The 5441-nt window shown below is 75.5% G+C and carries 4 protein-coding genes; 2 read left to right on the forward strand and 2 right to left on the reverse strand.

The window, feature by feature from the left end; translation table 11 throughout:
* Window positions 1-114: 114 nt before the first annotated feature.
* Window positions 115-2073, forward strand: a complete 1959-nt coding sequence (locus RKE29_RS27510) for an ABC transporter ATP-binding protein (protein WP_312008380.1) — start codon at window positions 115-117, stop codon at window positions 2071-2073.
* 28 nt (window positions 2074-2101) lie between these two features.
* Here RKE29_RS27510 and RKE29_RS27515 read toward each other — a convergent pair whose 3' ends face one another.
* Entirely contained in the window at window positions 2102-2731 is a 630-nt protein-coding gene (locus RKE29_RS27515; protein WP_312008379.1) for a response regulator transcription factor, read from the reverse strand.
* A 209-nt stretch (window positions 2732-2940) separates the two neighbouring features.
* Window positions 2941-3567, reverse strand: a complete 627-nt coding sequence (locus RKE29_RS27520; protein ID WP_312008381.1) for a TetR family transcriptional regulator — start codon at window positions 3565-3567, stop codon at window positions 2941-2943.
* A gap of 542 nt (window positions 3568-4109) precedes the next feature.
* Here RKE29_RS27520 and RKE29_RS27525 point away from each other — a divergent pair.
* A partial coding sequence (locus tag RKE29_RS27525) for a glycosyltransferase family 4 protein (RefSeq protein WP_312008382.1) occupies window positions 4110-5441 on the forward strand: 1332 nt, incomplete at its 3' end.

Below are 5441 nucleotides of genomic sequence, written 5' to 3' on the forward strand. Positions count from 1 at the left end.
GCGCGGGCGGCCGCCGCGGCCGGTACCGCGGCCCCCGGCGGCGGCCCCGCCTCCGCCCGCCCGGCCGGCCCGTACCGGGAGGGCTTCCGCTTCCTGCGGCGCCGACGGCGGGCGGTGGCGCGGCTCGCGGCCTGGTCGGTGCTGGAGGCCGGGCAGACGTTCCTGTCCGGTTACGCGCTCGCGCGGGCGCTCGACGACGGGTTCCTGGCGGGCGAGCGGACCGCGGGCCTGGTGTGGCTGGCGGTCGCGGCGGTCGCGGTCGCCGCGGGCGCGTACGGCACGGGCCGGGTCTACCGGGCGGTGGCCGCGCTCGTGGAGCCGCTGCGCGACGGGCTCGTACGGCGCGTCGTGGGCCGGGCCGTGGCGGAGGCCGGGCGCGGGGCGGCGCGGGGCGGCGACAGTGCGGCCGTCTCCCGGCTCACCCACCAGGTGGAGATCGCCCGCGACTGCTTCGCGGGCCTGGTGCTGGTGTCGCGCTCCTTCGTGTTCGTCGCGGCGGGCGCGCTGGCCGGGCTGTGCTCCCTCGCGCCCGCCCTGCTGCTGTTCGTCGTGCCGCCGCTGGCCGCCGGGCTCGCCCTGTTCCTGGCGACGCTGCGGCCGATGGCCCGCCGCCAGGAGGCGTTCCTCAAGGCCGACGAGAAGGTCGCCGAGGAGCTGGGCGCGCTCGCGGCCGGGCTGCGGGACGTGACGGCGGCGGGCGCGGAGCGGGCGGTCGGCGCGGCGGGGGAGGAGCGGGTCGCGGCGGAGTACCGGGCCGCGCGGACCCTCGCCCGCTGGGGGACGTCCCGTTCCCTCGCCGTCGGGATCGGCGGTCGGCTGCCCGTCGTACTGCTGCTGGTGGCCGCCCCCTGGCTGCTCGACCGCGGGGTCACGGCGGGTGCGCTGGCCGCCGCCTTCCTCTACCTCCAGCAGTCGCTGCTGCCCGCCCTGCAGAACCTCACCCAGACCATCGGCACGGGCGGCTCGCGGCTCGCGGTCGTCCTACGGCGTCTGAGCGGCCCCGGCCTCGGTGCCGGTGCCGGTGCCGCGCCCGGAGGCGGCGGGCCCCGCCACGGCGGTACGGGCGAGCCCGGCGCCACGGGCCGCGGGGGCGGCGCGCGCGGGCGGGCCGGTGACGCGGACCTCCGGGGCCGTACCGGCGGCCGTACGGGCGCCCCGGCGGCCCCGGCGACCGCCGCCTTCGGACCGGAGCGCCGCGGCGGCGGCGCACGCGAGGCCGCGCCGGCCGTCGAACTGCGCGCGGTGACCTTCGCGTACGGGCCCTTCGCCGACCCCGTCGTACGCGACCTGGACCTGACCGTGCCGTCCGGCGGGCACCTGGCCGTGGTCGGGCCCAGCGGCATCGGCAAGTCGACGCTGGCCGGGCTGATCGCCGGTCTCGTGCCGCCACGCGCGGGCGGGATCGCGCTCGGCGGCGTGCCCGTGACCGGCCGCGACCCGTCCGAACTGGCCCGGCTGCGGGTGCTGATCCCGCAGGAGGCGTACGTCTTCTCCGGCACCCTGCGCGACAACCTCTGCTACCTGCGCGGCGACGCGGAACCGGTGCCGGACGCGGAACTCCTGGCCGCCGCCGACACCTTCGGCCTGCACCGCCTGCCCGGCGCCGCAGACGGCCTGAACACGCCGCTCGATCCCGGTGCCCTGTCGGCAGGTGAGCGCCAACTCGTCGCGCTGGCCCGCGCGTACCTGTCGCCCGCGCCCGTCGTGCTGCTGGACGAGGCGACCTGCCACCTCGACCCGGCCGCCGAGGCGCGCGCGGAGCTGGCCTTCGCCCGGCGCCCCGGCAGCACGCTGATCGTCATCGCCCACCGGACGAGCTCGGCGCGGCGGGCCGACCGCGTGCTGGTCATGGACGGCGGCCATGCGGTATGCGGCCGGCACGCCGACCTGCTCGCCGCCTCGGCCCTCTACCGCGACCTGGCCGGAGCCGACCCGGCCCAGCCCTCGGACTCGGACCGGGCCCCGGGCGCAGCCCAGGCCGGTGCCAGTCCCGGGACCGGCACCGGCGCTGGTACCGAGACGGGTACCGGCCCCCGCCCGCGGTCGGCCCCCTTCGGCCGCGCCCACCGCTGACCGAACCCGGGCCACCAGGCCCCGGCGTTCAGACCCAGCCCGCCACCTGGGATATCCGTATGGCGTCGACCCGGTTGCGGGCCCCCGTCTTACGGGTGATCGCGGCCATGTAGTTCCGTATCGTGCCGTTGGACAGGTGCAGGCTGTGTGCGATCTCGGCGACCGAGGCGCCCTGTGCCGCCAGCGACAGCACGCTCAGCTCCCGCTCGGTGAGCGGGATCTCGGCGGCCTGGAGGAAGGCGTAGCCCAGCGACTCGTCCACGTACCGCTCGCCCCGCGCCACGTGCCGTATCGCGTCCAGCAGGCGGTCCGGCGGCGCGTCGCGGTCGATGTAGCCGAGAGGGCGGGCCTCGTGGGCCCGGCGGAGCCGGCCGGGCCGCCTGGTGTTGGCCAGGATGAGCAGGCCGCATCCGCCGTCGGCCGTCCCCTGCCCGTCAGGTGTCCCCGTCAGCTCCCCCACACCGATGGCTCTCTGCCCCCCCGGACAGTCCGCGTCCTCGGCGTCCATCACGCAGACGTGGAGCCGTTCGGACCGTGCCCTGCTGTGGACGTGCCGCCACGATGCGGTGATCACCTCCATGTCTGGTTCGCTACCGACCAGCGCGGCCAGCGCCGACCTGAACAAATGCGAGTCGTGTACCAGTAGCACCCGGATCACGGTCCCGTCCCCTCCCACCCCGCGTACCGCCAGTCCTGCGACGCAAGACGCGCCGTACATGGATACCGGGATTGCGCGAACCCTGAACGCGTACTTTGAGCCAAACGATCTGCCTGTCGCGTACACGGTGGGTAGCACGGGGCCGAACCACCCGGTCAGTGCGTGGGGCGCACCGGTGGAACCTTTGGTTAATTGTCGGAAAAGTGCCGTCAGTGCGCCGGGCGCGGAGTGACCGTCAGGTCGATGAGACGGCAGACGGTCTCGATGTCGACGCGCACCTGGCCGATGGAGGAGCGGCCCGACAGCCACGTGATGAGCTTGGAGTGCCAGGTGTGCTCGATGACGCGCACGGCGGACAGCTGCTCGGCCGTCGGCGGTCCCTCCAGGCCCATCGCGTCCAGGATGATCGCGGTGGTGAGCCGGGAGACGGCGTCCACCTCCGCGCTGACCGACCGGTCGGCGAAGGTGAGGGCGCGGACCATCGCGTCCGCCAGGTGCGGTTCGCGCTGGAGTGCGCGGAAGGCCCGCATCAGCGTCTCGGCGACCCGCGCCGCGGGCTCCGGCTGGGCGGGCGGGTGGCGGCGCAGCGTCGCGTGCAGCCGCTGGAGCTGGTCCTGCATGGTGGCCACCAGCAGGTGGACCTTGGACGGGAAGTACCGGTAGAGCGTGCCGAGCGCGACCCCCGAGGCCTCCGCGACCTCCCGCATCTGCACCGCGTCGAACCCGCCCCGGCTGGCCAGTTGCGCACTGGCCCGCAGGATGCCGCGGCGGCGCTCCTCCTGCCGCTCGGTCAGCGGCAGGGAGGCGGCCGACTTGGCGCTGGCGGCGGAGGTCATCTGTTCCACTTCGGTGGGGTCAGGCGATGATCGGCGGTCGAGGGCTCGGGGGCGTACGCGCCGCCTGTGCCGTCGCGGGGCGGACCCGGCCGCGCGTCCCGCGCGGACGACGGAAGACGGCTGGACGGCCGCGGACGACTGGACGGCGGCGGACGACGTGGACGGCTGGGCGGCGTGGACGACGGCGGACAACCGGACACCGGCATGATGGCAGGCCGGGCCGGAGTGGTGCGAGTCACTGAAACGTGTTCCAGGCTAACGCGGGCGCCGGGCCCGTGGCGCCGTCCCGGCCGACGGCGGCACCTTTCGGCCACCGGTGTGCCGACAGTGACCGACTAGGAGGTCATCCGCTGCCTTGGCAGTGGCGTGGATCACCTCTCCGGGTCCCCGGCGGGGAGCGTTCCGGCCGGTATCTTCAAGACTTCTCGGGCCAACCGATACTGAAACTTGTTCTAGATAATCGTGAGCGGTTACGCTCCCGCAACAGCTGCACCGAGAAGGGGGCGCGAGTGACCGCCGAGGCCACGCGGGAGACGCCGGAGATGGGAACCGTCCCGCTGCACACGCCGCCTCCACCCGCCGATCCCGCCTCGGGCCGGCCGCTGCGCATCGCGCTGCTGACCTACAAGGGCAACCCGTTCTGCGGCGGCCAGGGCGTGTACGTGCGCCACCTCTCGCGCGAGCTGGCCCGCCTCGGCCACCAGGTCGAGGTCATAGGAGCCCAGCCGTACCCGGCGGTGGACGAGGGCGTCACCCTCACCGAGCTGCCCAGCCTCGACCTCTACCGGCAGCCCGACCCGTTCCGCACGCCGCGGCGCGAGGAGTTCCGGGACTGGATCGACGCGCTGGAGTTCGCGTCCATGCGCGGCGGCGGCTTCCCGGAGCCGCTGACCTTCAGCCTCCGCGCCCGCCGCCACCTGGCCGCCCGCCGCGGCGAGTTCGACGTCGTCCACGACAACCAGACCCTCGGCTACGGGCTGCTGGGCCTGGACCGCGTCGGCTTCCCGCTGGTGACCACCATCCACCACCCCGTCACCGTCGACCGCCGGCTCGAACTGGACGCCGCGCCCGACTGGAAGCGCCGCGCCTCCCTGCGCCGCTGGTACGCCTTCACCCGCATGCAGAAGCGCGTCGCCAGCCGCCTGCCGTCGGTGCTCACCGTCTCCGACTCCTCCCGGCAGGAGATCGTCGACCACCTCGGGGTGCGCACCGACCGCATCCGCGTCGTGCACATCGGCGCCGACGCCCGCCTGTTCTCGCCCGACCCCTCGGTGCCCGAGATCCCCGGCCGGATCGTCACCACCTCCAGCGCCGACGTGCCGCTCAAGGGCCTGGTCTACCTGGTGGAAGCGCTGGCGAAGGTCCGTACCGAACACCCCGAGGCGCACCTGGTCGTGGTCGGCAAGCGGCCGGAGGAGGGGCCGGTGGCCGCCGCCGTCGCGCGGTACGGCCTGGAGGGCGCCGTCGACTTCGTCAAGGGCATCAGCGACGCCGAGCTGGTCGACCTGGTGCGCGGCGCGCAGGTCGCCTGCGTGCCGTCGCTGTACGAGGGCTTCTCGCTGCCCGCCGCCGAGGCCATGGCCACCGGCACGCCGCTGGTGGCCACCACCGGAGGCGCCATCCCCGAGGTCGCCGGCCCCGGCGGCAAGACGTGTCTGTCCGTCGCGCCCGGCGACGCGGGGGCGCTGGCCGCCGCGCTGGTGCGCCTGCTCGGCGACGCGGACCTCAGGCGCCGGCTCGGCGCGGCCGGCCGCGACCGGGTGCTGGCCCGCTTCACCTGGGAGCAGGCCGCCCGCGAGACCGCCGAGTGCTACCGCGAGGCCATCGCCGCGCAGGCCCGCCCGGCCCGCACCCGGACGCCGGGGCGCGCCCCC

This window comes from Streptomyces sp. B1866 (assembly GCF_031932565.1).
Lineage (GTDB): Bacteria > Actinomycetota > Actinomycetes > Streptomycetales > Streptomycetaceae > Streptomyces.

Bases quoted from the DNA above. Each gene is read 5' to 3' on its own strand.
- RKE29_RS27520 (WP_312008381.1), bottom strand. From the start codon at position 3,567: ATGACCTCCGCCGCCAGCGCCAAGTCGGCCGCCTCCCTGCCGCTGACC.